The organism is Cupriavidus sp. 8B (assembly GCF_054589115.1).
Genome location: NZ_BAAILO010000266.1, coordinates 49658 through 72121 on the forward strand (window position 1 = coordinate 49658; position 22464 = coordinate 72121).

General features: G+C 63.3%; 13 protein-coding genes. 7 read left to right on the forward strand and 6 right to left on the reverse strand.

Features of this window, described 5'->3' with window-relative positions:
- Positions 1-815: 815 nt before the first annotated feature.
- From ACYP5B_RS26395 to ACYP5B_RS26405, 3 genes are all read right to left on the reverse strand, one after another.
- Positions 816-1661: a class II glutamine amidotransferase gene (locus ACYP5B_RS26395; protein ID WP_400094186.1), complete on the reverse strand. Its 846-nt coding sequence runs from the start codon at positions 1659-1661 to the stop codon at positions 816-818.
- A 146-nt stretch (positions 1662-1807) separates the two neighbouring features.
- Entirely contained in the window at positions 1808-5302 is a 3495-nt protein-coding gene (locus tag ACYP5B_RS26400; RefSeq protein WP_459571667.1) for an SNF2-related protein, read from the reverse strand.
- Between the two features lie 588 nt (positions 5303-5890).
- Positions 5891-6181, reverse strand: coding sequence for a hypothetical protein (locus ACYP5B_RS26405; RefSeq protein ID WP_318232931.1), 291 nt, complete (start codon positions 6179-6181; stop codon positions 5891-5893).
- Positions 6182-6883: 702 nt separating this feature from the next.
- Between ACYP5B_RS26405 and ACYP5B_RS26410 the strand changes: the two genes are divergently transcribed.
- From ACYP5B_RS26410 to ACYP5B_RS26440, 7 genes are read left to right on the forward strand one after another with little or no spacing between them, the layout of a single operon-like run.
- Positions 6884-7072, forward strand: a complete 189-nt coding sequence (locus tag ACYP5B_RS26410) for a hypothetical protein (RefSeq protein ID WP_400094190.1) — start codon at positions 6884-6886, stop codon at positions 7070-7072.
- Positions 7069-7833 (forward strand): cellulose biosynthesis protein BcsQ, encoded by a 765-nt coding sequence (gene bcsQ, locus ACYP5B_RS26415; RefSeq protein ID WP_459571668.1) that lies wholly within the window; start codon positions 7069-7071, stop codon positions 7831-7833. Before ACYP5B_RS26410 ends, bcsQ begins: the two co-directional genes overlap by 4 nt.
- A gap of 8 nt (positions 7834-7841) precedes the next feature.
- On the forward strand, positions 7842-10406 hold the full coding sequence (gene bcsA / locus ACYP5B_RS26420) for a UDP-forming cellulose synthase catalytic subunit (protein ID WP_459571737.1): 2565 nt from the start codon (positions 7842-7844) through the stop codon (positions 10404-10406).
- Positions 10407-10420: 14 nt separating this feature from the next.
- Positions 10421-11998 (forward strand): cellulose biosynthesis protein BcsG, encoded by a 1578-nt coding sequence (gene bcsG / locus ACYP5B_RS26425; protein ID WP_459571669.1) that lies wholly within the window; start codon positions 10421-10423, stop codon positions 11996-11998.
- On the forward strand, positions 11995-12270 hold the full coding sequence (locus ACYP5B_RS26430) for a hypothetical protein (RefSeq protein WP_400094194.1): 276 nt from the start codon (positions 11995-11997) through the stop codon (positions 12268-12270). The genes bcsG and ACYP5B_RS26430 overlap by 4 nt, the downstream gene beginning before the upstream one ends.
- A gap of 30 nt (positions 12271-12300) precedes the next feature.
- Positions 12301-14091, forward strand: a complete 1791-nt coding sequence (locus tag ACYP5B_RS26435) for a putative bifunctional diguanylate cyclase/phosphodiesterase (protein WP_400094196.1) — start codon at positions 12301-12303, stop codon at positions 14089-14091.
- A 47-nt stretch (positions 14092-14138) separates the two neighbouring features.
- Entirely contained in the window at positions 14139-15533 is a 1395-nt protein-coding gene (locus tag ACYP5B_RS26440; protein WP_459571738.1) for an HDOD domain-containing protein, read from the forward strand.
- Between the two features lie 173 nt (positions 15534-15706).
- Here ACYP5B_RS26440 and bcsE read toward each other — a convergent pair whose 3' ends face one another.
- Genes bcsE through bcsZ form a run of 3 tightly spaced genes read right to left on the reverse strand, consistent with a single transcriptional unit; the run spans position 15707 to position 22463 of the window.
- The gene (bcsE, locus tag ACYP5B_RS26445; RefSeq protein WP_459571670.1) at positions 15707-17458 is read right to left on the reverse strand and encodes a cellulose biosynthesis protein BcsE; all 1752 of its coding nucleotides are present in this window, start codon (positions 17456-17458) and stop codon (positions 15707-15709) included.
- An 8-nt stretch (positions 17459-17466) separates the two neighbouring features.
- Entirely contained in the window at positions 17467-21297 is a 3831-nt protein-coding gene (locus ACYP5B_RS26450) for a cellulose synthase subunit BcsC-related outer membrane protein (protein ID WP_459571671.1), read from the reverse strand.
- Positions 21276-22463, reverse strand: coding sequence for a cellulose synthase complex periplasmic endoglucanase BcsZ (bcsZ, locus tag ACYP5B_RS26455; RefSeq protein WP_459571739.1), 1188 nt, complete (start codon positions 22461-22463; stop codon positions 21276-21278). Before bcsZ ends, ACYP5B_RS26450 begins: the two co-directional genes overlap by 22 nt.
- Between the last annotated feature and the right edge of the window lies 1 nt (position 22464).

A 22464-nucleotide genomic window follows, 5' to 3' on the forward strand; every position in this document is an offset into this window, starting at 1 on the left:
AGCCTACAAACCAGGAGCGGACAAGGATATGGACCAAGGTCTCATTTTTGTTGGGACCAATGGCGACGAATATTCACGCCCCACGTCCATGTTATCTGATTGGTACTCTGGTTATAGTAAACCTAACCTCTTGGATGACGTGAATTCACCAATGCATTTGGTTGATTCTCATTATTTGGAATCTATGGTAGCTACCATCCGGCTGTCTTTCGAGGTGCGCCCTGCGCAATCATGCAAAGAATCCTGCACGCCAGCGTTTGCTGTTGCCGCTTGTAAAGCCTGTCCCGGATCTTCTTAGCCATTGCCTGCAATGTCTTGCAATGTCTTGCAATGTTTTAGAACTTTCCGATGGTTTGATCCCGCTTTCATGCGATATCGGAATACCTCGGCCAAGGGTTGTTTCCGGCTCGCATTCACCCCGTGCAGTCCGACTCCCCCCGGTCGCGCGGGCTTTTTTCAAAGGTGCAAATGCGCGAAGTATGGGTATTGGCTCAGTACCATGCTGCCGCGGCGATTGCGGTGCTCCGGCGAGGGGTGCGGCGCTACGGACGCACCGCCGGATGGATCGAGGCGGCGGCGCCGGCCTCAAGCTCGGTCAATGCCGCAGCGACAAGGCTTCGGATGGCGCGCTCATGCACGATGAGCAGTCGATGCTGATACAACCACTGGTGCGCATATGACAGCAGTCGGTCCCGATCGGCGCAATGGAGCACTTCGTCGCACGGCGCCCGCACAAGGCCACGCAGGCCAGCAATCGTTTACGTGCTCATATCGCGGTGGGGCATTGAGCCTTGCGGTGCCCCTAACGCTGTGCCCTACGTCGACTGGTCCGGCAGCCGCGGCAAGAAGCGGTTGTGCTCGATTTCGCCGCCCCGGGCAACCAGGATGGTCGCCTCGGGAATCTCCTCCCACACCCCCTGCACGTCGATCAGCGGCTCGGACAGCACCAGGAAGGCGTCGTCGCCGGCGGCGATGATGCGCGGCTCGTCCGGGTAGAGCGCGCGCAACTGCCTGAACGAGGTGCTGTGGAACAGCGAGCGCGAGTCCGCCTCGCTCGAATAACGCGCCGCCACGATCTGCTGGCCATCGGTCACGCAGACGGTCATGTTGAGCGGAAACTGCACGTTGTGGCGGTAGCCGACGTCCTCGATCAGCCCGGCCATCTGCTCCAGCGCGCCGCGCGGATCGCGCTCCAGGCCGAAAGTCAGGGCCAGGAAGAACATCACCTCGGAATCGGTCGAACCCTCGATCCAGCGGAACAGGTGCGGCGCCACGGCCATCATCAGGTCGCGCCGCACGAGGGGGTACTCGCGGATCAGGCCGTTATGGACGAACAGCCAGCGGCCGAAGCGGAACGGATGGCAGTTGGTCTCCTGCGTCGCTGTGCCAGTGGCCGCGCGCACGTGGGCGACGAACAGCGGCGCCCGCACCGCCCGTGCCGTCTCGCGCAGGTTGGTGTCGCTCCAGGCCGGGTGCAGGCAGCGGTAGCGGAACGGCACCTCCGAGTGACGTCCGTACCAGCCGACGCCGAACCCGTCGCCATTGGTGGTGGTATGACCCAGCCGCGAATTCAAGCTCTGGTCGATCAGCGAGTGTTCCTGCTGGAACAGCACCGTTTCCAGCGGAACGGATTTGCCCGAGTAGGCTAGCCAGCGGCACATGATGCTTCTCCTCGACAATTGCGGTCCGGTGCCTTCCGGCCCACCTTTTAGTTGTAGGACGGCGACGCGCGAACGGCAACGCGCCTGGAGGGCGGTGATGCGTCGCGTGAGGAAAGTGTGGGGAAAAGCATCTAGTCAATGCTCGCTCAACGTTCCGACAGGCTAAACAGTGCCTTGAGGTCCTCCCCGCTGAGATTGCCGATCCACTGTTCGCCAGTACCAACCACCAAGTCGGCCAGTTCCCGCTTCGCACGAAGCATGTCGTTGATACGTTCTTCAAACGTCGCGCGCGTGATGAAGCGGTGGACCTGAACGTTGCGCTGCTGGCCAATGCGATAGGCCCGATCCGTGGCCTGGGCTTCGACGGCAGGATTCCACCACAGGTCGTAGTGGATGACATTGGAGGCCGCCGTCAGGTTCAGCCCGGTCCCGCCGGCCTTGAGCGACAGGATGAACACCCGTTCAGTTCGGTCGCTCTGGAATCGCTCGACCATCGCATCCCGCCTGGCCCGCGGGACACCGCCATGGAGAAATAGCGGATCTCGGCCGTATTGCTGTTGTAACCAACGGCATAGCAAGTCGCCCATCTCGCGGAACTGGGTAAATACCAGCACTTTTTCATGACTCGCGTGGATATCGTCAATGAGTTCAAGAAATCGATCAGCCTTGCCAGACGCCGCTGCATCGACCTGCCCCTGTTTTAGATATAGCGCGGGATGATTGCAGATCTGCTTCAATGCCAGCATCATCTGCAGCACCAAGCCTTGGCGCTTGAACGTGTCTGATTCCCCCGTGATGGTTCGCAACCCTTCCTGTACCACCGATTGATACAGAGCCGTCTGCACCTTGGTCAGCGTGCAGAATTGATCCTGCTCGATCTTGTCTGGCAAGTCGCTGATGATGGCCTTGTCAGATTTCAGGCGTCGCAACAGGAAGGGAGCCGTCACCCGCTTGAAGCGCTGCACGACATGCTGATCGCGCTGGATTTGAATAGGCGTCGCATAGTCCCGCACGAATTGACTCAGGCTTCCCAGATAACCCCGGTTAGCGAAATCCAGGATGCTCCAGTACTCGGACAGGCGGTTCTCCACCGGCGTGCCGCTCATGGCAATCAGGCTGGCGGCGGGGACCGCTTTCACGGCCTTGGTCTGGGCGGCCGCTGGGTTCTTGATATTCTGAGCCTCATCCACCACCACTACGCGCCACGCTAAGGCACGCAAGGCAGTCGCGGCCGTTCGGGCGATGCCGTAGGTCGTCAGCAGGACGTCGGGCCGGACTGCGCCGAGTTCACGCTTGCTGCCATGGAAGATGCCGACGCTCAGGCTGGGCGCGAAACGGCCAATTTCTTTCTGCCAATTGGTCAACAAACTGGTCGGCATGATGACCAGGGCCTTGGCGTCGTCAAGTGCGCCATCCTCCTTGAGCTTTTGCAGGGTCGCAATGACCTGTAGTGTCTTGCCCAGACCCATGTCGTCCGCAATCACGCTGCCAAGGCCAACTCGCGCATTCCGATAAAGCCAGGCATAGCCCCGCTGCTGGTATGGGCGCAAGGTGGCGTCGATACCACGCGGCAAAGGCACCGTGCCCGCTTGCAGCAAGTCTTGGATGATTTTCCTAGCCTTGCCATCCAGGCCAACAGTCGTCCCGGTGAACTCCCCCGCCAGCGCGACATGCAGCAACTCAGCGCCGGCAGGCGTCGATGGATTGGCCATCTGCGCGCGCAGGCGCTCGACCTCGTTCGGATCCAGATAGACATAGGTCCCCTTGAATCGTACGACGCCCGTGGCATCCTTGACTAATCGTTCGAATTCGGCGAGTGTCAGCAGATGGTCACCGACGGCCACGTTCCAGTCAAACGCAAATATATCGTCGGCGTTAAAGAAGCCACTGCTGTCAGTGGTCTTGCCCTTGATCTGCATGGACAAGCGGGGGCGCAGCAACCGCTCGAGCGCTTTCGGCAACAGCGCGCGAATACCCAGTAAACGGACCACTGGCAACGTGTCGAACAGCAAGCCCGGCAGCGCATCCGCGGCAATCTTGATAGGTGCCTTGGCGCTAGCACTAATATAGGCATTGATCGGCGGGAAGCACTCGGCCAAGAGCGCGATCGTTTGCAGAATGCCAAATCGTGCCTTCGACCAGGCCTGTTCGGTGAGAATCGCTGCCAGGGATACCGGCGTCTCCAGTACTGCCGAGCGATGCTCGACCATAAGTGACAATCCGAAATGCCCGGCCCTCCCCTCCTCGATGCACAACACCGGTGCATATTCCCGGTGCGCCAGATGGAATCGGGACAGCCAGGTGTGAATGCCGGCAGCGATCTCGCCCTCACCCGGACCGGAGTAGCTTGCTCGCCCTGTGCAGAAGAACAGAGCCAGCGTCTTATTACCGAGAGGTTTTTCGCCCGCGCCACCTGACCATGCATGGACGAAGTGATTCAGAAACAGGGAACACAGGCATGTTGCCTGAGCCTCGCGCGTAAGCACCGCCCGCTTCCGTCCCTTCCCCGTCTTGAGCATGCCCGATGGCAACGCAGCGGCGAGGCGCTGCATGAGGTCGAGCACGACCCCGTCGAGCGTGGCCGGAAGCCAGCGCAGCACCACTGTGCCAGCATCCCCGGCCAAGATCTGGGGGACCACCGCGCCACGTGCGAGCAACTGCAGCGCTATCAGCCGCACGTGGAAAAGAGCCGCCACGCGAGGCTGCAGGTCTGGCAAGTTGCTGGCTTCAATGTGGGCCAATGCAGTTTCCAAGGCATCAATGGTGGCGATGTCCTTGGTACCGGACACGGTCGCGCGCAATTCCGAGTCCATCGTAATCATCGGCAGGTCATCCGCGGCAAGCGTGATCCCCTCAGCGTTGACGGCGCCGATATCCATGGCCTGTCGCGCCGCCCTGCCCACCCGTACCAGGACACGCTGCAACGTTTGGCGAAAATCTCCATTAGTGAAAAATGTGGGGTGTGCAGGCAGCACGTGCAGGAGCGGAGCGATCACGTCCGGAATCGCGGACAGATCGAGCTGATCAAACGCAGCAAGATCTCCTGCATCAGCCGGCATGTCCGCTGCTGTCGGCAGCAGCTCGGCCAATGCGGGCAGGACAGCCCCGGCTCCCGGTTCAAGATGGATGTCGCGTGATTTTAAGGCTTGCGCCAGGTCGACGCCCCGCAATGCAAACACCAGGAACGGATTGCCATCGATCTCCCGGCTCAACAGGTAAATTGCTGCAGCCAGGTGTTTGCAAGGCACGGCCCAATCCGGGCAGGAACATTGCATATCCAGGTCCTTCCAATGCCCGGGAAAGACGGAAATACCAAGTCTACGAGCCCGATCCAGAACTGTCGGATCCAGTTCCCGATTGAGCATCTTGGCGATCAAGGCAGGATCGGTCGCGATGTCATCCAGAAGCCGTGTCGAATCCTTCCTTGAGAGTGGCGGCACGGCGATCGTCACCTGGTAGGGGCGTGGCCGGGAGCCTTGCACCAGGGCGTGAATGGTTCCATCCCTGACGACAAGATCCTTGACTGCCCCTTTGTTCGCGTAGGTTCGTCCGCGCGGCAGGCGGTTGTCGTAGTCGATGTGGGTCAGGGCATTGAGCCACTGCTCACCCCACCACGTTTTACCGAAAGCTTGTCGTGTCACTGTGTCAAAGTCGCATCATCATTGGGGGCATTTTCTCAGGGAAATGCAGCTCGTGTTGGAAACAGTGCACGCCAGCCCCATCCTCACTCCGAACGCCGGTGCTTATCCATGAGACCGCGCCGACGCGGGGGCCAAGTGGCGACGCAATGAACGTATTCAGGGGCGATGGAGGGATGCCATCGTTCGATGCGAGATCGGCGCTGGTCGGCACATAGGTGTAGTGGCCCGATAACATAAATCGCAGGAACCGATTAGATCGGCGCTGATGGGACCATCATTACGTGAGAACGCGCCCACATCACTTGAGAACGGCCCGATTATCTCGCCGAGGGTCCACATTAGGCGAGAACGCCACAGCGGCGCGCCTCGGAGGGGACTGACTGGACGAAGTGGTCGAAAAGGGACTTCCCTTGGACTCGATAAAGAAGAAAATTGCCCGCTCCGCTTTTCGGAATAATACGGACCTGGGTCCGTTTGCAGGTCTGGACGAACCCAGCAAGACGTGGGCGTGAGGAGCGGACGGTGAGGCCGGTTGCGTACGTCCCCATCCGCCCGCTGAACTCACGCGCTGCCAGTCGCAAGGCAATGTTACTTCAGGTGAATGAGGACTGATCCCTCCGATATCTCCGGCGCGCCCACGCCCGTGCTTCCGGCGTTTTTCGCGATCCAGTCCTTCGCCTTCTGCACGCTTTCGTCAGTGCCTGCCTTGTCCTGGCAAACAGTCACCGAGAATCCGCCATCGCCGCTGCGTGCGAGGGTGTAGCCGACAAAGCCTTTGACCGAACGCATCAGTTCTTCGACCTCAGCCGTGCGCGTCTCCAGCAGATCGAACAACTCCTTTGCACCCTTTCCGGAAAATCTCCTTATCACAGTTTGCATGATTGCATCCTCCTGTTTGACCAGCGAGACCAGCATGCCGCACGAACAATGCACGCAGCGTGTAACTGCTCTTTCCGACAGCGTGTAGAGCGTGGGAGCAATTGAGAGGGCCGCGCACCTGACTCGCGCGACCCATACCAAGTGTAGTGACTGTACCGTCGTAGTAAACCAGAGGGGCAAAATCCTGGCACCTTCACCCAACCTCCACAATTGGCCGGTCTGAGACGGACGCGCCACTTAACGCGGCGTCCGTCCGATGACAAGTTTCTCCTGCGTTTTTCTGATCCTCTCCATTTCACCCTAAAGAATGCGAGGCGCCGGCCGATATTCGGAGGGATAGCGCTTGCCTTCTCCATCGCCGACGTCTGCCCCGAAAGTGTCCAAGCGATGAATCGTGGGATCTCTCTACGGACCAGTGGAGTCTCCCCAGTCGTCCGAGCCGTTCAGGAACCACCTGGCCTTAACGCTGATCTGTGTGGCGTACTAGTAACTTACGGCTGCGACCTGGATGCGCTAACGAATAGATTTCGGGGAGGCGGATCCTACGCTGGGCTTGTAGGAGGGCATTTATATGGGCTTGCAAATGAGGCAGAAGGCTTAGTTGCGGGCCGGACGTCAGAACGGACAGAGTCCCTCTGCTCCACATCGGGTGCGGCCAGGTGCGTGGGCAGGGCCGCCTTCGCCCATTCGGAAACAGTTTCTATGGCGATCATGCGTGTTTTTCTCGGCTATTTTGTCTGGGGGCTGATCTTGGCAGTGCCGTTGGCGTGGCTCGTGTGGCGCATCGGCCTGCTGCGCTGGCCTGGCCGCATCGCGCGGCTGCCTGAACAGCTCGAGGGCATCGTGATTCATGGCAAGCGTTGGCGCGGCCAGGGAGAGACGCGCCGGTGAAGATCCTCGCCATCGTCTCGACGGTTGGCGGCGCGGGCCGGACCACGCTAACCGCCGAGCTCGCGTCACTGCTGGTCGCGCGTGGCAATCCGGTACTTGCCATCGAGTGCGACCCGCGCAACGTGCTCGGTATGTACTTCGGCATGGAAACGCCCCCAAAGGCGGGCCTGTCATCGCGCATCCTGGCGACGGCGTCCGAGGCCTGGGCCGACGCTGGCTTTGTCAGCGACGACGGGGTCCTGTTCGTCCCGTGGGGCAGCGAAGGCGTCGACGGCGAAGCACTGGCACGCATGGATCGCGACCCCAACTGGCTTCGCAAGAGGCTGGCCCTTGTCGCTCTGCCAGCTCACGGTGTCGCGCTCGTCGACACGGCGACCTGGCCCTCGGTGCAGGCCAGCCAGGCCATCGCGGCGGCGGATCTCGTGCTTGTGCTCACGCCGCCCGCGCCCGCGGTGTGCGCCACACTGGAGGGCTTTCGCCAAGCAATGGTGGCCAGCGGTACGCCCTGCGCCTATGTGGCCAACCTGGTAAATCCGGCACGCCAGTTGCATGCGGACATCATGGCGCTGCTGCGCACCACATTGGGGCCGGCCATGCTCCCGTATCCCGTGCACCAGGACGAGGGTCTGCCGGAGGCGTTTACGCGCAACGAAGCCTTCCATTTGACTTCGCCGCATTCGCAGGCTGCGCATGACCTGCACGGCCTGGCGTCATGGGTCTCAGGATGGATCAACGGCGGCGCACAGGGAGCGCCGGCGTGATCGCGCAGATGCTCCGGCGATGGGGTGTCGCCATAGGGCCCGTTCTGGCGCGCGAACTGGGCATTGCCGGGCGGGGCGAGCCAGGAGGCAACCAGCAATGGCTGCTTCGCTTGTTCTTCCAGCCACCGCGACCAGGCCGCCCGGACCTGCCTGCATTGTGGATCCATGCACTGAGCCGACGCGTGGCGGAACGTCTGGGGCTCGGCAGGAATTCGCTTCCGCGCGCATGGCTGCTGCGCTTGGTCTTGCGTGCGCCGAAGCCTCGGCGCCGCATTGCCGCAACAACGCAGCGGCGCAATCCGCTGCGGCCAGAGGTCAAGTCTTCTCCGGTGCGGCGCACGAAAATCCGCTGGCTGGCATCGGGCTACCAGTGGGTGGCGCAAAGGCGTGATTGCATCGCGGCGCGCCTGCCGCGCATTGGCTGGATCGTCGGTGGCCAACATCTCGAACGGCTTGCCGTGGCGCTAGCCAAGATCCCTTTCGCTCTGCCGGCGCTGCTGCTGCTCGCCGCCATCGCCAACATCGTCATTTGCACCACGCCGCTGCCGCTGACCGGGCAGGTCATTTTGTTCCTTCTGGTATGGGCAGGCGTGATGCTGTTGCGCCGCATCCCCGGCAGGCTGCCAACGCTAGTCATGATCTCGCTGGCGCTACTGATGGCGGGGCGGTACATCTGGTGGCGCTCGACCCAGACCCTTGACCTTCACACCGCGACCGAAGCAGTGATCGGCTACCTGCTCTTTGCCGCGGAAGCTTACACCTGGCTGGTGATGTTCCTCGGCTATATCCAGACGGCATGGCCGCTGAACCGCAAGCCGCGCGCGCTGCCGGCCGACCCCGCACTGTGGCCGACAGTCGATATCTACATCCCCAGCTATAACGAGCCGCTCTCCGTGGTGCGCCCGACCGTGTTCGCCGCGCGCAGCATCGACTGGCCCGCTCACAAGCTCAATGTGTACATCCTCGACGACGGTCGGCGCGACGAGTTTCAGGCCTTCGCCAGGGAAGCCGGCGTCGGCTACATCACGCGAGACAACAACCGCCACGCAAAGGCTGGCAATATCAACCAGGCGATACCGAAAACGCAGGGCGAATATATCGCCATCTTCGACTGCGATCACATCCCGACACGCTCATTCCTGCAAATGACGATGGGCGAGTTCGTCGCGGACCCCAAATGCGCGATGGTGCAGACGCCGCACCATTTCTTTTCTCCAGACCCGTTCGAACGCAACTTCGACACCTTCCGTCGTGTCCCCAATGAAGGCAGCCTGTTCTATGGCCTCATTCAAGATGGCAATGACCTCTGGAACTCGACCTTCTTCTGCGGTTCCTGCGCCGTCATCAAGCGCGCGCCATTACTGGAAGTCGGTGGCATCGCGGTAGAAACCGTTACCGAGGACGCGCACACTGCCCTCAAGCTGCACCGGCTCGGCTACAACACGGCATATCTGCGCACGGTGCAGGCTGCTGGTCTCGCAACCGAAAGCTTGTCCGGCCACATCGGCCAGCGCATCCGCTGGGCGCGTGGCATGGCGCAGATCTTCCGGATCGACAACCCATTGCTCGGCAAGGGGCTGAGCGTGTTCCAGAGGATCTGCTACAGCAACGCCATGCTGCATTTCTTCTATGGTATTCCACGGCTGATCTTCCTGACCATGCCGATCGCGTACCTCTATTTCGAGTTGCATGTGATCAACACGTCCGCCGTGCAGATTGCGGCCTACGTGCTGCCGTATATCTGCATCGCAAATATCTCCAACTCGCGGATACAAGGGAGGTTCCGGCATTCGTTCTGGGCCGAGGTTTATGAATCGGTACTGGCCTGGTACATCGTGCTGCCGACCACAGTGGCCTTCATCAACCCCAGGCTGGGCAAGTTCAACGTGACCGCCAAGGGCGGGCAGATCGAGGAGGAGTTTCTCGACTGGACAATTTCGAAGCCGTATCTTGTTCTGCTGGGAATCAACGTGCTGGGCCTTGCCCTCGGGCTTGGCCGCTTGCTGCTCTGGCGCACGGAGGAACCCGCGACGGTGGTGATGAATATGGCATGGGCGCTGGTGAACCTGATCATGCTGGGGGCCGCCGTCGGCGTGGCGAAGGAGGCAAGGCAGGTGCGCGTGTCGCACCGCATCCCGATGCGCGTGCCGGCCACGCTGCTGCTCCCGGATGGCAAGACGCTCGCTTGCCATACCGAGAACTACTCGATGGGCGGGCTCGGACTGGTGCTGCCGGTCGAAGCTCGCCTCGAGGGCGGTATGCGCGTCGGCGTCTGCCTGTCGCGCGGCAGCCAGCAATACCACTTCCCCGCTACCGTGACCCGCTACCACGACTACCGCCTGGGCGTGAAGCTCGACGAACTGACGACCGACATGGAGATCCAGCTTATCCAATGCACATTCGGGCGGGCCGACGCCTGGCTCGAGTGGCACGAGGGGCAGCAGACCGACGTGCCGCTGCGTGGCCTGAAGGACGTGGTCGGGATGGGCTATCAGGGTCTCCTGCGGCTCTACGACGCTTTCATGGATGCGGTTGACGCATTCTTTGCGCGGCCGCGGCCGCGCCAGCCCTGATCTCGCTCGACACGATGGGACTCTGGAACCTCTACTTCGCAGCCAAGCTCTACCTGTACGCGACCGGACAGGTCGCACCGAAATGGCTGTTCAATATTCTGTTCGCATCCGTGCTGCTGTTCCCGCTGCGTCGCCGCTGGCTGCGCCTGTTGCGGCAGTGCCTGGCCTTGCCTGCGGGTGCCGCCTTGCTGTACTGGGAATCAAACCTGCCGCCCTTCGCTCGCGTAGCCTCCCAGTTTTCAAATCTGCAGAGCTTCACGCCTGCCTACATGCTGGAGTTGTCCCAGCGAGTCATCAGCCATCAGATGATCGTCACGGCAATGGCGGCGCTAATCGCATACGCCATTGTCAACCGCTGGGTGCGCGTCTCGACGTTTGTTCTGCTTGCGCTGCTGGTGGTGCCGATGTGGCAGCAGGTCGGCGGCATCGCTGCTGGCACGGCCGCTACGCGGATAGCGGGCGGTACGGCGGGCACCCCCGGCCCCGCCGGCGTGGACAGTGCGGCAGTTGCCGGCGACAAGGATGCCCAGTTGGCAGGATTCCGCGAGCAGGAATCGAAGCGGCAGGTGAGCTTCGGCAAGCTCGCGGCAGCCCCCGACGCCCAGTTCGACATCATCGTGCTGCATATCTGCTCGCTCGCCTGGGACGATCTCGATGTCGCGAAGGCGCGCAATCATCCGCTGCTGTCGCGCTTCGACTTTCTGTTCAAGGACTTCAGTTCCGCGGCAAGCTATAGCGGGCCGGCAGCCATCCGGCTGCTGCGCGCTTCGTGCGGCCAGCAATCGCACCAGGCGCTCTACAGTCAGGCGCCGGCACAGTGCCACCTCTTCGAGGATCTGGCCCTGGCCGGCTTTGATGTAAAGATGTTGATGAATCACGACGGACACTTCGACAACTTCCTCGACGTCGTACAGAAGGAAATCGGCGTGCCGGATGTGAAGCCCGAGCCGACCGCGGGGCTGCCGGTGGCAATGCGTGCCTTCGATAACTCGCCTATCCTCGACGACTATGCCGTGCTGGAGAACTGGTACAAGGGCCGTCTCGCGCAAAAAGGCGGCCCGATGGCCCTGTACTACAACACCGTGTCCCTGCACGACGGCAATCGCCTGCCTGGCCAGAAACTGACCAGCCTCGAGTCCTATCCGCTTCGGATCAACAAGTTGCTGGGCGATGTGGACAAGCTGATCGAGCTGATTGGCCGCTCGGGGCGAAAGGCGGTAGTCGTCTTCGTGCCCGAGCACGGGGCAGCGCTGCGCGGTGACGAAAACCAGATCGCCGGCATGCGCGAGATCCCGTCGCCGCGCATTGTGCATGTCCCGGTGGGCGTCAAACTGGTAGGCCTGCCGGCGCCCGCGGCGGGCCAGCCGGTGACAATCGAGGCGCCGAGCAGTTTCCTTGCATTGGTGCAGTTGCTTTCGAATATCGTGGCAGACAGTCCGTTCCGGCCCGGTGCGCCCGCGCTGCCTCAGTATGCGAACGACCTGCCCCAGACGCAGATGATTGGCGAAGGGGACGACACTGTCATGCTCAGGCGCCGCAATGACTATGTTGTCCGCGGGGCGGACGGCATATGGCTGGAAGGTAAGCTATGAAGTCTGCGCAATCGCACCCGGCATGCGCCGTCAGCAGCGATATCGAGGCACTGGGCCAGAAGGTAGAGGGCTTCGCACCGGGACGGTACTACGACCAGCAGGCTGAGCAGGTCTTCCATGCCGCCGCTCGGCGCTGGCCGCGGCTGGCCCGCATGCTGGAGCGCAGCGACGCCGAGGTACCTCCCGCGCTGCCCGCACCGCTGCGTCCCTCGGGAGACGTCGTTACGCAAACACAGAATGACCCGGTTTATCTGGTTGAGCAGAATGGCTGAGGCGATTTCGTCTGCAAGGACTTCGAGCTAATGAACTCCATGACATCGTTTACGTATGACGCAGTGCTCGCAGACGAGCCTGCCGACTGGTCATCATCGGTCCGCAGCCCACATCTCTTGCGCGATATGTCGGAGCGGGACGCCCTGGCGTTGCTTGAGGTGTCAGGGGCGCTCGCCCTGCTGGTCGATGCCCAGGGAAGTATCCTGAAAGCGACAGAGACATCGGCACAATTGCTGGACTACCCGCGTGAGTACCTGCTCAGGTCCTCGATACTGGACATAGTTTCGTCCGAACACCGGGAACGACTTGCCGAACTGCTCCAGGGCTGCGAGCGAGACGGTTGCCACAAGTGGTACAGGGTGCGCTTCGCAGGTGGCATCAGTGGAAGCCGATGGCTGGATATCCGTCTGAGTCTCCACGCAAGCGAAGACGGAAGTTCGTGCCTGCTGATGTATGGCAGCGACGTGACGCGGTGGGTCGACAATGAACAGCGGCTCGTTGATGAGTCCTTTCGCGACCCCCTGACCGGTGTCGGCAACAGGGCTCTGATGCGCAAGCGCATCGCCGAGTATTTTGCCGATGACGGCAAGGGAAAGGCGCCGTTTGCTATCGCCCTGATGGACCTCGATGGATTCAAGAAGGTCAATGATTCCCTAGGCCACGAGTTCGGAGATGCGTTGCTCAAGCAGGTGAGCATGCGATTGAAAGACGTCGTGCGTCCGCAGGATACGGTGGCTCGGCTTGGCGGCGACGAGTTTGTACTGCTCCTGAATGGGATGACATCTGAGGCTGCCGCCATTGGTATGCTTGAAAGAATCACACACGCCTGCAGACAGCCCTTTCAGCTGTCCGGTTGCCAGGTTCGTGTCACCACGAGCATCGGGCTTACCTTCTGGGATGATTCGCATCGGTCCACCTCTCAGCTCCTCAGGTGCGCCGACCTTGCCATGTACGACGCCAAGGCGCAGGGCAAAAATCGCTACTGCGTCTATTCGTCGGAGCTGGAGCATCGCCTGGACGAACAGTTCCGCATTGAGCAGGGCATGTTCGAGGCGGTGCAGAACGGAGAATTCCTGCTGTGCTACCAGCCAATCGTGTGGCCCGGTTCGGGCAAGGTCTGCGCTGTCGAGGCACTGATGCGATGGGAACGCGAGAGCGAGATCGTTTCGCCGGATGTGTTTATCCCGATTGCCGAGAACAACGGCCTCATCAATCACCTGGGAGCGTGGGCGCTGCGCTGCGCCTGCGTGCAGCTTGCGGGCTGGGATGCATTGGGCATCCATGTCGACTACATGTCGGTGAATGTCTCGCCCGTCCAGTTCCGGCACCCCGGCTTCGCCGACAGCGTCAGACGGGCGATCGCGGAATCCGGCATCGGCGCCAATCGATTGTTTCTGGAGATTACGGAAGGGGCGTTGATGACCGACCCCAAGGCCGCCGAAGACCTGCTGATCGAGCTTCGTGCATTGGGCGTGCGCTTCGCCGTCGACGACTTCGGCACCGGCTATTCCAGCCTGTCCTACCTTCGCCGCTTCCCGCTCTCGGTGCTAAAGATCGACAGGAGCTTTGTCGCCGACATGATGAACTCGCCGCACGCCAGAACCATCGTGTCCGCGGTGCTGTCACTAGCGCGTGAACTGGGCCTGGTGGCGATCGCGGAGGGCGTCGAATCGGATGCGCAGAGCCATCTGCTGGCCGAGCAGGGTTGCGATCTGGTCCAGGGCTGGCGCTACGCCAAGGCGATGAGCCCAACCCAGTTTGAGAATGCTATCCAGACCGGCCAGCTGCAACTCGACAGTGCGCAAGTACTCCTGGACTAGACGCCGTGACGCAAAAGAAACAGTTATTCGAAGAACTCTGGACCAGAATGGCCAGGCAGGGAGACTTCCCCACGCTGCAATTCTGCTTCGACAACGTCTTCAAGACGCTGAACAGCGACATCAGCGTCGGCGAGATGGCCGCTGGCGTGCTCTCGGACTTCAGCCTGTCGCAGAAGGTCATCCGCCTGGCCAATTCGGCCATGTACCACTCGTTCGGCGGCGAGGTCACGACGGTATCTCGCGCCATCCTGATCCTGGGCGTCGATGCGATCAGCCACTTGACGCTCGGCGTCCAGTTACTGGACTACTTCAGTGGCGCAGCACCCAAGCGCCCGCAAGCCGCGCGGGCACTGCAGCAAGCGCTTGTCGCCGGCGAGTTCACGCGTGCACTAAGCAGCGCGCAAGGCATCAACCAGGCGGAGGAAGCGGTGGTCTGCACCTTGATGCACGACATAAGCCGGTTGCTGCTGGTGTTCTACCTGCCTGACGAATGGGCACGGATCGAAGCTCTGTGCGCCGAGGACGCCATCGCGCAAAGCGAGGCCTGCGAGCGTATCCTCGGCGTGACCCTGGAGGAAATCGCCGAAGCGGCCGCGGTGAAATGGCGGCTGCCTGCCCTGATCGCGAGGTCGATGACGCGCAAGCACCTCGACACGGAAATGGTGTTGGACTCCCATGGAGACTGGCTGGGCGCGATCGCCGAGATTTCCTCCCGGGCTGCGGCACTTCTTTCCAAGGGGGAGCCCGAGGAGGTCATCCATGACTTGCTGCAAAGCCATGCGCAGGCCTTGGGGCTGCAATCATCCGTCGTCGATGCCGCGGTATGGCAAGCCCGGGAACTCAATGCTTCCATCGCCGGATCCGAGTCGCATGATGTTGCCGAAGCGCCCCTACCCCATCATTCCGGCAAACCGCACAACGTCCTCAAGCGACTTCAGGAAAGTCTCCTTGAAATCAAACGCACGGGCGGCAATCTTCCGGTTTCCGAACTGGCCCCGCTGGTGCTCGAGTCAGCGATGAGGGCACTGAATTTCTCGCGTTGTTTTCTCATGCTCCTGAACCCGGCGGCCAAGCGTTTCGGAGCACGTGTCGCCTTTGGCGAGGGCATGCGGGAAAAGCTGGAAGCCTTGTCGTTCGAGGAAGGGTTCGTTCCGGACATCTTTCATTTCGCCGCCATCGCGCACAAGCCGCTGCTGTTTGCGGACACCTTCGACAAGGAAGTGGCGCACCGGGTGCCGCGCTGGTATCGCGAGCAACTGCCAGACGCCAAGTCCATCCTGCTCGCGCCCGTGGACATGCACAATCGCTGCGTCGCCATCATCTGCGGCGACTGGGGGTCAACCACCTGCGCGGGCGGCATGTCGGAGAGTGAGTTGGAAGCCCTTGACCTTCTGGCCCGGGAGATCTCTTCAGCCTTCCTCAGGTCCTCCGAGCGCCGGTGAGCGGTAGTTGCCACGTGTTGCCGCGTGTTGCCGCAGGTTGGCACCGCCATGGGCGGTCAAACGCCAGCACTACGCAGCGCGCAAGTCGACGCCTTTCGCCGTGCGCAGCGAGGCCCTGTGCGGCAAATAAAGACCAGCACTTGCCATATGCGGCCTGATTGCTTGACGCATCGTCATAGGCCCCGGGGCTTCAGCGGTACCGCGCGTGGCCGTGGCAACTGGCGCGGCGACGCGCATCGGCCTGGTGACGGGGGTTGCGCGTCGCTGCGTGGGAGCGCGTTCATGGCTTGTACCTCGCCGGACAGGGCCAGCGTCGTCGCGGCTGCCGCAGGGGTGTCCAGATGAAGCGCCAGCCAGCCGCGATAATCCGGCAGGGTGCGACCGGCCACATCGGTTTCCAACGTCTCGAGCAAAGCGGTGATGGAGTCCTGGTCGCCGCAGCGCAGTTCTCCCGCGAACAGATCGACCAACGGGCGCTGGAAGACCCGCTTGCATACCCCGTCCATATCATTCATCCGGCAGGCAAAGAAGAACGCGTACAAGCTGTCCGAACCCACAGTGCAGATATCGCCAACACGGCTCATGCGGCAGGCGCGCAGCGCATCCACATGCGCCACCTCAGGCAGCAATGGCAAGCGTAGCAGCACGTGCGGCAAACGAATGGTGCGACTGCGCGCAAGCGCAGTACGCACAAGCTCGACGAACTCTCCCGCCGGCACATAGCCGGTCGCGGCGCCGGAGACTACGGCGGACAGCGCGGTCTGGCAGTCGGCAGGGACCGGACGCGAGAATAGCTGACCCTGGATGCCTTCGAGGATTGCCTCGCCACGTGCGAACGTCGTGCGGCGCCCAATGACCAGGTTGGCGCCGAGGTTCAGGACCAGCAGTTCATAGTGCTGCCGCATGGCTTCCCCGTCTTCTCGCACCACAATCTTCAAGGCCTCGCCGCAGCGGCGGCGCAACTGATGGACCTGTCGTGCCAGCCCTTCGAGTTGTTGGTGGCCGCCGTAATGGAATATCACCGTCGCGGCGACGGCATTCTGCGCGGTGGCGGCCACGGCTTCATTACTGTCGACCACCTCCCAGTGCTCGGGTATCCAGCGTTCGCGTATCACCGCATCGCGGGCAACGATCACACGCTGCTCGTCGGGTGCCAGCAGACCGGCCTCCTCCGTGGCGCCGGTGACCGCATCGCTTGCCACCATCAGGCGATGGTCGCGCGGCGAAAAGCGCAGCGCAAGCGTCTCGCTTGCCACGACGGCGTCGCGATCGCGCCAGAACGCGACTTCCCACGCGCGTTGACCGTGGCGCAGAGTGAGCCGCACGACGCCAGCAAAGCGGCCGTGGAAGGCATGCAGATCGGTAGCAGCGCGATTGTCCTCTGTCGCCGGCGGCGCCAATATCAGCAGCACGCCGTGGTGTCGCCGCGCGCACCAGGCGGAAAGACGAGCGCCTTCCTGCTGCAGCGCATTGCCATCGTGCCACGAGAAGAAGGCTTCCGCGCCGTCTACGAGGAACTGGCTGCCGTGCGCGGCGCATCGATCGGACAGCGACTGGAGCGCTTCGAGCAGGACGTCGATGCCCGGCCGCCCAGGCAGGGTGCGCAGCGAGCAGAGATTGGCCTTGCGGTGCAGCGATCCCGGGGCGTCAATGTCCAGGCCATGCTGGCGCAGCCCCGCCGCGATGTCCGGTGCATCGCGCGTGGACAGGACGGTCGCGGGGCCGCGCAGCGCGGGGACCGCGGTCTGCCAGAGCAGCGCATCGCGCGCCGGCGATGGCTCGGCGTAGATCGCGTGCACGCAATCTGGGGCGAGCGCCGCGAGCGCCGGCGGCAGGCCGTCGATGGCCAGTGTCACGCGATGCCGCGAGCGCGCGAAGCGGGGGCGGCGTGTTTCTGGTGCGCGCATGCCTTCGGTATCGTTCATTGCAGCCCTCAGTAGGCGGAGTAAGGCCGCACAGGGGTGGGCGGAAAAGCCCGGCCTTCCTGTCTGCTGAAGTAATAGCGCAGATACGCCATCGCGCGGTTCGGCGCATAGTTGCGCGAACGGTCGATCTGGAAACGCAGGCCAGCCACCAGGTATGGCGAAATGTCGTACTCGACCGCGCCACCCAAAGCGTAGCTGATGCCCCCGCCCGATCCGCCCGCATACACGGGGGGCGCGAGCTGATTGCTTGCCAGACGGGCTACGGCCGATGCTTGGAGGTCCGGCCGGGTCGGGTAGTACGGCATATCCTTCTCGTAGGTATTCGACCAGCCGAGCAATCCCTGCAACTGCCATGACCACGGCCCGCGCCGTCCGGCCCAGTCGAGCGGGACGCCAAGCGAAAGATAGCGCTGCGGGCTGTAATAGCCGCCGTGGCCAAAACTGTAGAAGCGTAGATTTTCGGCATAGTGCCAGTAATTGGCCACCAGGCCGCTCTTCACGCGCTGGCCGCTTTGCTCGAACAGCGGCCAGTCGATGCCCGTTCGCAGCGTCAACTCGCGATTGGTCATCACGTTGTGCCCGGTCAGCAAGCCTGCGCCCAGATCTGCGAACACGCTGCCGCGACCCACGCCCTGGGCGTAGTGCAGATTGATGCCGTTGCGCAGCACACCGCCCCACGTCTGGCCGGTTGCCGGATCGGTCGCGCCGGCGTAGGAAATCAGGCTGCTGGTAACGGCGCGCCGCGACACGTCGACGGATGCCGAGGCATTGCCAAGTTCCGCGCGATAGCGCAAGCCGGCGGCGACGCTTTGCCTGACGAAGCCGAGCGGCGTGGTACCAATATCAGCGCGCCAGCTGTCGTAGGCGCGGTCCGACTCATAACCGGCTGCCAGCGCCATGCCGCGCTCATGCTGGGCAGCCGGCAAGAGGTTCGCATTGCCGCGCGCGGCAATCTGGCCGAAGGTGGTGACGTCGGCAAAGCGGTCGGCCGGCAGCGTGCCGGCATCGAGCAGGACGGTATCGGCCTGGAGGAAGGCGTGGCCGCTGTAGCCGTGCGGCATGCGCAAGTACAGCGGAATCTCGATGGCGTCCAGTTTCGATATGCCGGGGTCACCGGCCTTTTGCGACGCCAGGGTGGCGGTGGCGAACTGTCCTTGCCGGCGCGCCTCGAGCGCGCGCAGGGCGTGCTCGGCCGGCGTGCCGTCCGGCCCGGGCAGAACGCTCGCGCGCTGCTCCTGGGCCTGTGATTCGCGATACAGCGCCGCCGCCTCGTCGTAGGCGCCGCGCGCCTGGGCGATGCGTCCCTGCTGGACGGTGATATCGGAACGCTCCGGATACCTGCGCCGTAGCAAGTCGGCCACGGCCGCGGCTTCATCCTCTCGCCTCAGCGCGGTGAGACGTCGGGCGACGGAGAGCCGCGTATCGATATCCTCTTCCGGGGCGTCGGCCAGCACCGCGCGCACCAGGTCGGTGGCGGCATCAAGCTTGCCTTCGCGTTCAAGCATGCGGGCTAAGGTAAGGCGTGCGCCTGCGTCTTGCGGTTGCGAGGCAAGCACCATGCTTGCGGCCTTGGCGGCAGACGCATAGTCGCCCTGCGCGTCTCGCAGGTCCGCCAGGGTCAGCAGCCAGCGGCGGTCCTCCTGCTGCCTGGCCGGCACGGCAAGCAAAGTCTGCTCGGCGCGCCCCAGCTCGCCCTGCGCGATCAGGCGATCCGTTTCGCGCAGGGCAAGCCGCAGGCGTTGCCCTTCGAACGCGGCGCGATCATCTTGCGAGAGACCGGGGCGCGTGCCCGCATCGTCCAGCCATGCTGCCAGTTCGCGGTCGCGTTGGGCCGCGGCGAGCAGCTCGCCGTAGCGCAGGCGTACCCCAATGGCGGGATCTTCGGGATGGGCGGCGAGCCAGTCCTGCACGAGCCGCAGCCCAACGTCCGGCTCGCGCAGGCCGATCCATTCGCGCCCGATCGTGGCGAGCATCTGCGGATCGGCGGCGGCCGCAAGCGTCGCCCGCTGCAATAACACGCGCGCCTGTGGCTCGTATCCGCGGGCAATCAGCTGGCGCGCATCACGCAACCGCTGCTGGGCGGCCAGACTGCCAGCGAGCCTGAGCATACCTTCGCTGCGTTCGCCCTGCGGTATGGGTGCGAGGACTTCGCTCGCACCGTCGATGTCCTCCAGTGAATTGCGAAAGAGCGCATTGGCGTAACGCATTTCCGGCGCCTGCGATACCAAGAGTCCGTCGTCCAGCACGGAGCGCCCAAGCGCGGGCAGGCCGAGGTCGCGGTAGATGCGGGCCAGGGTAAAGCGGCTCCAGGGCGAATCCGGCTTCAGGCGGATGGCTTCTTCGAGCCGGGCCATCGCCGGGCTGTTCTTGCGTTGCGCAAGCAACTGGTCCGCTTGCGTCGCCAGCACGTCGGCGCGCAGCGCGTTCAACTCGGCCTGGGCCCCCGTCAGGCGCTTCTCCGTGCCAGCGATCAAGGGAGCAATCTCTTCGTTGCGCTGGTTGTCGCGCAGGAGTGTCGCTAGCCGGCGCAGCGCGCCGAGATCCGGCTCGCGAGCAGAGAGCTGGTGACGCAACAACGCTTCGGCTTCCGGCAATTTCTGCTGCGCCATCAGCGCGTCGGCGAGGACCAGTTGAGCGCTAGGATTCTCCGGCTGTTGCGCCAGCGCCCGCCGGACAATCGCCTCCGCCTCGGCCGGCCTGCCTTGCGCGTTGGCGTCGCGCGCCCGTGCCACGGAACCCCAGAAGGCAGCGGTGGCGAGCAAGCCGCGCCATTTCCCCCCTTGCTCGGGATCGAGCCGCAAAGCGCGTGCAAATAGCTCGCGCGCTTCATCGTGTCGGCCCTGGCGCATGCGGACCAGTCCCAGTGCTCCGATCAGCACGGCATCGCCCGCACGGGTACGGTAGGCGTCTTGCAGTGCGTTCTCGGCCTCAATCAGGTTGCCACGTTCAAGCTGTGCAAGGCCGCGCTGGCGAGCCTGGTAGCCGGGGTCGGCGAGCATGCGCCGGTGGGCATCGAGCTTTTCGGCAAGCGTGGCCAGCGTTGCCTGCGCGACCTGGTCGTCCGGTACTTCCTTCAGATAGAGCTCGAACGCGCGATAGTAGGCGGGGTCGTCGCGAACATTGTTCAGTGCACGGCGCCACGCTTCCAGCGCCGTCTTGCGATCCGCGTCGGGCCGCTGCGCGACACCATGGAGGATGCCCAGTCCCTCTTGGCGAGTGGCCTCACGCTCGGTGAGCAGGCTACCGAGTACACGTGCCAGCCGGGTGTCGCCCGGGTCTTGCCGGGTGGCAAGCCGCAACGCCGCGATGGCTTGCAGGCGTCCGGCGGAGGTGCCTGCCAGGATGCGATAGTATTCGCCCGCCAGCTCGCCGCTTGGCGCTCCGCGGGGAAATAGCGCCTGCAACCGGGCCGACGCCTCATCGGACTTCCCGCTGCGCGCCAGCAGGCGGATGCGGGCCATTTCCGGCTTGTCACGGGTTGCAATCCGATAGCTGTCCTCCAGCCCCCGTGTCGCCGGGTTGTCCGGATTGCCCTGGCGCATCTGGCGCAGGATCAGCTCGGCCTGGGCTGGGCGATTGGAGCGAATTTCGATCAGGCCGAGCAACTGCAGCGCCTCTGGCTGCCGGGGATCGAGCAGCAAGGCCTTTTCCAGCACCTCACGCGCGAGGTCGGCGCGGCCTTTCGCTTCCCACATCCGGGCCGCGGCCAGCAGTTGCGCCATTTCAGCCGAGAGCGCCGGACCGGGCGCGACCGCGGTGCTCTGGGCTTGGGCTGGTGCGCTTGCCGTGTTGGCCAGGAGCAGCGCCAAGGCTGAGACTAGCGCGCGGCGGCAGGGCATGTGGTTTTCCAGGCAGGGACGAGGGCGCCGTCGGCATCAAAACGATACATCCGGTCCAGGTAGCCGAGACCGAAAAGGGCAAGCACCTGGCTGTAGTATCCCAGTGGCGCCTGAGCAGCCAGAGCGCGTGTGCGTTGCGCCTGTGCATGGGCCAGGCCGGGCTTGCCCAGCGCTATGAGAAGCGGTACGACGGCAGCGGAGAAGCCGGCATTGCCAGCGTTGCGTCCGGGCATGCCCGTCTGTGTGTTCAAGCGTTCTGGCGGATAACCGTTGGTGGCCACAAAATCGGCAAGCGGCTCGAACTTACGTAGCATGGCCGGGCGCAGCGGCTCCTGCGGCGCGAGCATGCCGGCCCAGAGGTACACCCGGATCGCGTTATATGCGCTCTCGGCCTGGGTTTTCGTATCCGGCTGGAAGCCGCGGACAGCGTGATACTCGACCCAGTCGGGGGAAAAGCCGAGCGGCGCAGTGGCCATCACCTGCCTGGCCGACGTCTCGACGAGGTGCGTCCATGCCGTTTGCTCAGGCAATGCCGTAGCGAGACGGCGCATGAGTTGCAGCGGCACATAGCTTGGATTCAGCCGCCACACATCGGGCTTGAGCTGGAATCCGACGGGGCCGGGAAGAAGCGTGCGGCCGAGGGCCGGCAACTGCGCGGTTTCCTCTTGCAGGATGCGGCCGGCCAAGACGGAGCCCAGCGCCGTGAAACGACGCTCCTGCCAAAGGCGGCCGGCCTCCAAAAGCGTGTAGGCGATCCAGAGGTCGGCGTCGCTGGCTGGGTTGGCATCGATCGTGCCCCATGTTCCACCGTCGCCGCCGTCTGCGCGTTTGCCCCAGATCCATGCGGGAAGATGCGCGGTCAGGTCGCCGCGCGCGAGGTTGTCTTCGGTCCAGCCGAGCAGCTTGTCGAACATGGGGCGGTCGTTGGCAACCAGCGCAAAGAACAAGCCATAGGCCTGGCCTTCCGACACAGTAACGCTCTGCTCGCTGCTCGCATCGACGACGCGCCCCTCTACGCTGATCGTATTGCGCCTGAAGTCTTCCCAATCCGGCCAGGGACAGGTCGCCGCGCCACCGGCAACGGTGGCGGTGGCGGTGGCGGTGGCGGTGGCGGTGGCGGTGGCCATCATGCCGGCCAGGAGCCAGCGAGCAAGGCGAGCCCGCATC

Bases quoted from the DNA above. Each gene is read 5' to 3' on its own strand.
- bcsZ (WP_459571739.1), bottom strand. From the start codon at position 22,463: ATGCGGGCTCGCCTTGCTCGCTGGCTCCTGGCCGGCATGATGGCCACC.
- bcsE (WP_459571670.1), bottom strand. From the start codon at position 17,458: ATGAACGATACCGAAGGCATGCGCGCACCAGAAACACGCCGCCCCCGC.
- ACYP5B_RS26450 (WP_459571671.1), bottom strand. From the start codon at position 21,297: ATGCCCTGCCGCCGCGCGCTAGTCTCAGCCTTGGCGCTGCTCCTGGCC.
- ACYP5B_RS26395 (WP_400094186.1), bottom strand. From the start codon at position 1,661: ATGTGCCGCTGGCTAGCCTACTCGGGCAAATCCGTTCCGCTGGAAACG.
- ACYP5B_RS26435 (WP_400094196.1), top strand. From the start codon at position 12,301: ATGAACTCCATGACATCGTTTACGTATGACGCAGTGCTCGCAGACGAG.
- ACYP5B_RS26430 (WP_400094194.1), top strand. From the start codon at position 11,995: ATGAAGTCTGCGCAATCGCACCCGGCATGCGCCGTCAGCAGCGATATC.
- bcsA (WP_459571737.1), top strand. From the start codon at position 7,842: ATGCTCCGGCGATGGGGTGTCGCCATAGGGCCCGTTCTGGCGCGCGAA.
- ACYP5B_RS26405 (WP_318232931.1), bottom strand. From the start codon at position 6,181: ATGCAAACTGTGATAAGGAGATTTTCCGGAAAGGGTGCAAAGGAGTTG.
- ACYP5B_RS26410 (WP_400094190.1), top strand. From the start codon at position 6,884: ATGGCGATCATGCGTGTTTTTCTCGGCTATTTTGTCTGGGGGCTGATC.
- bcsG (WP_459571669.1), top strand. From the start codon at position 10,421: ATGGGACTCTGGAACCTCTACTTCGCAGCCAAGCTCTACCTGTACGCG.
- ACYP5B_RS26440 (WP_459571738.1), top strand. From the start codon at position 14,139: ATGGCCAGGCAGGGAGACTTCCCCACGCTGCAATTCTGCTTCGACAAC.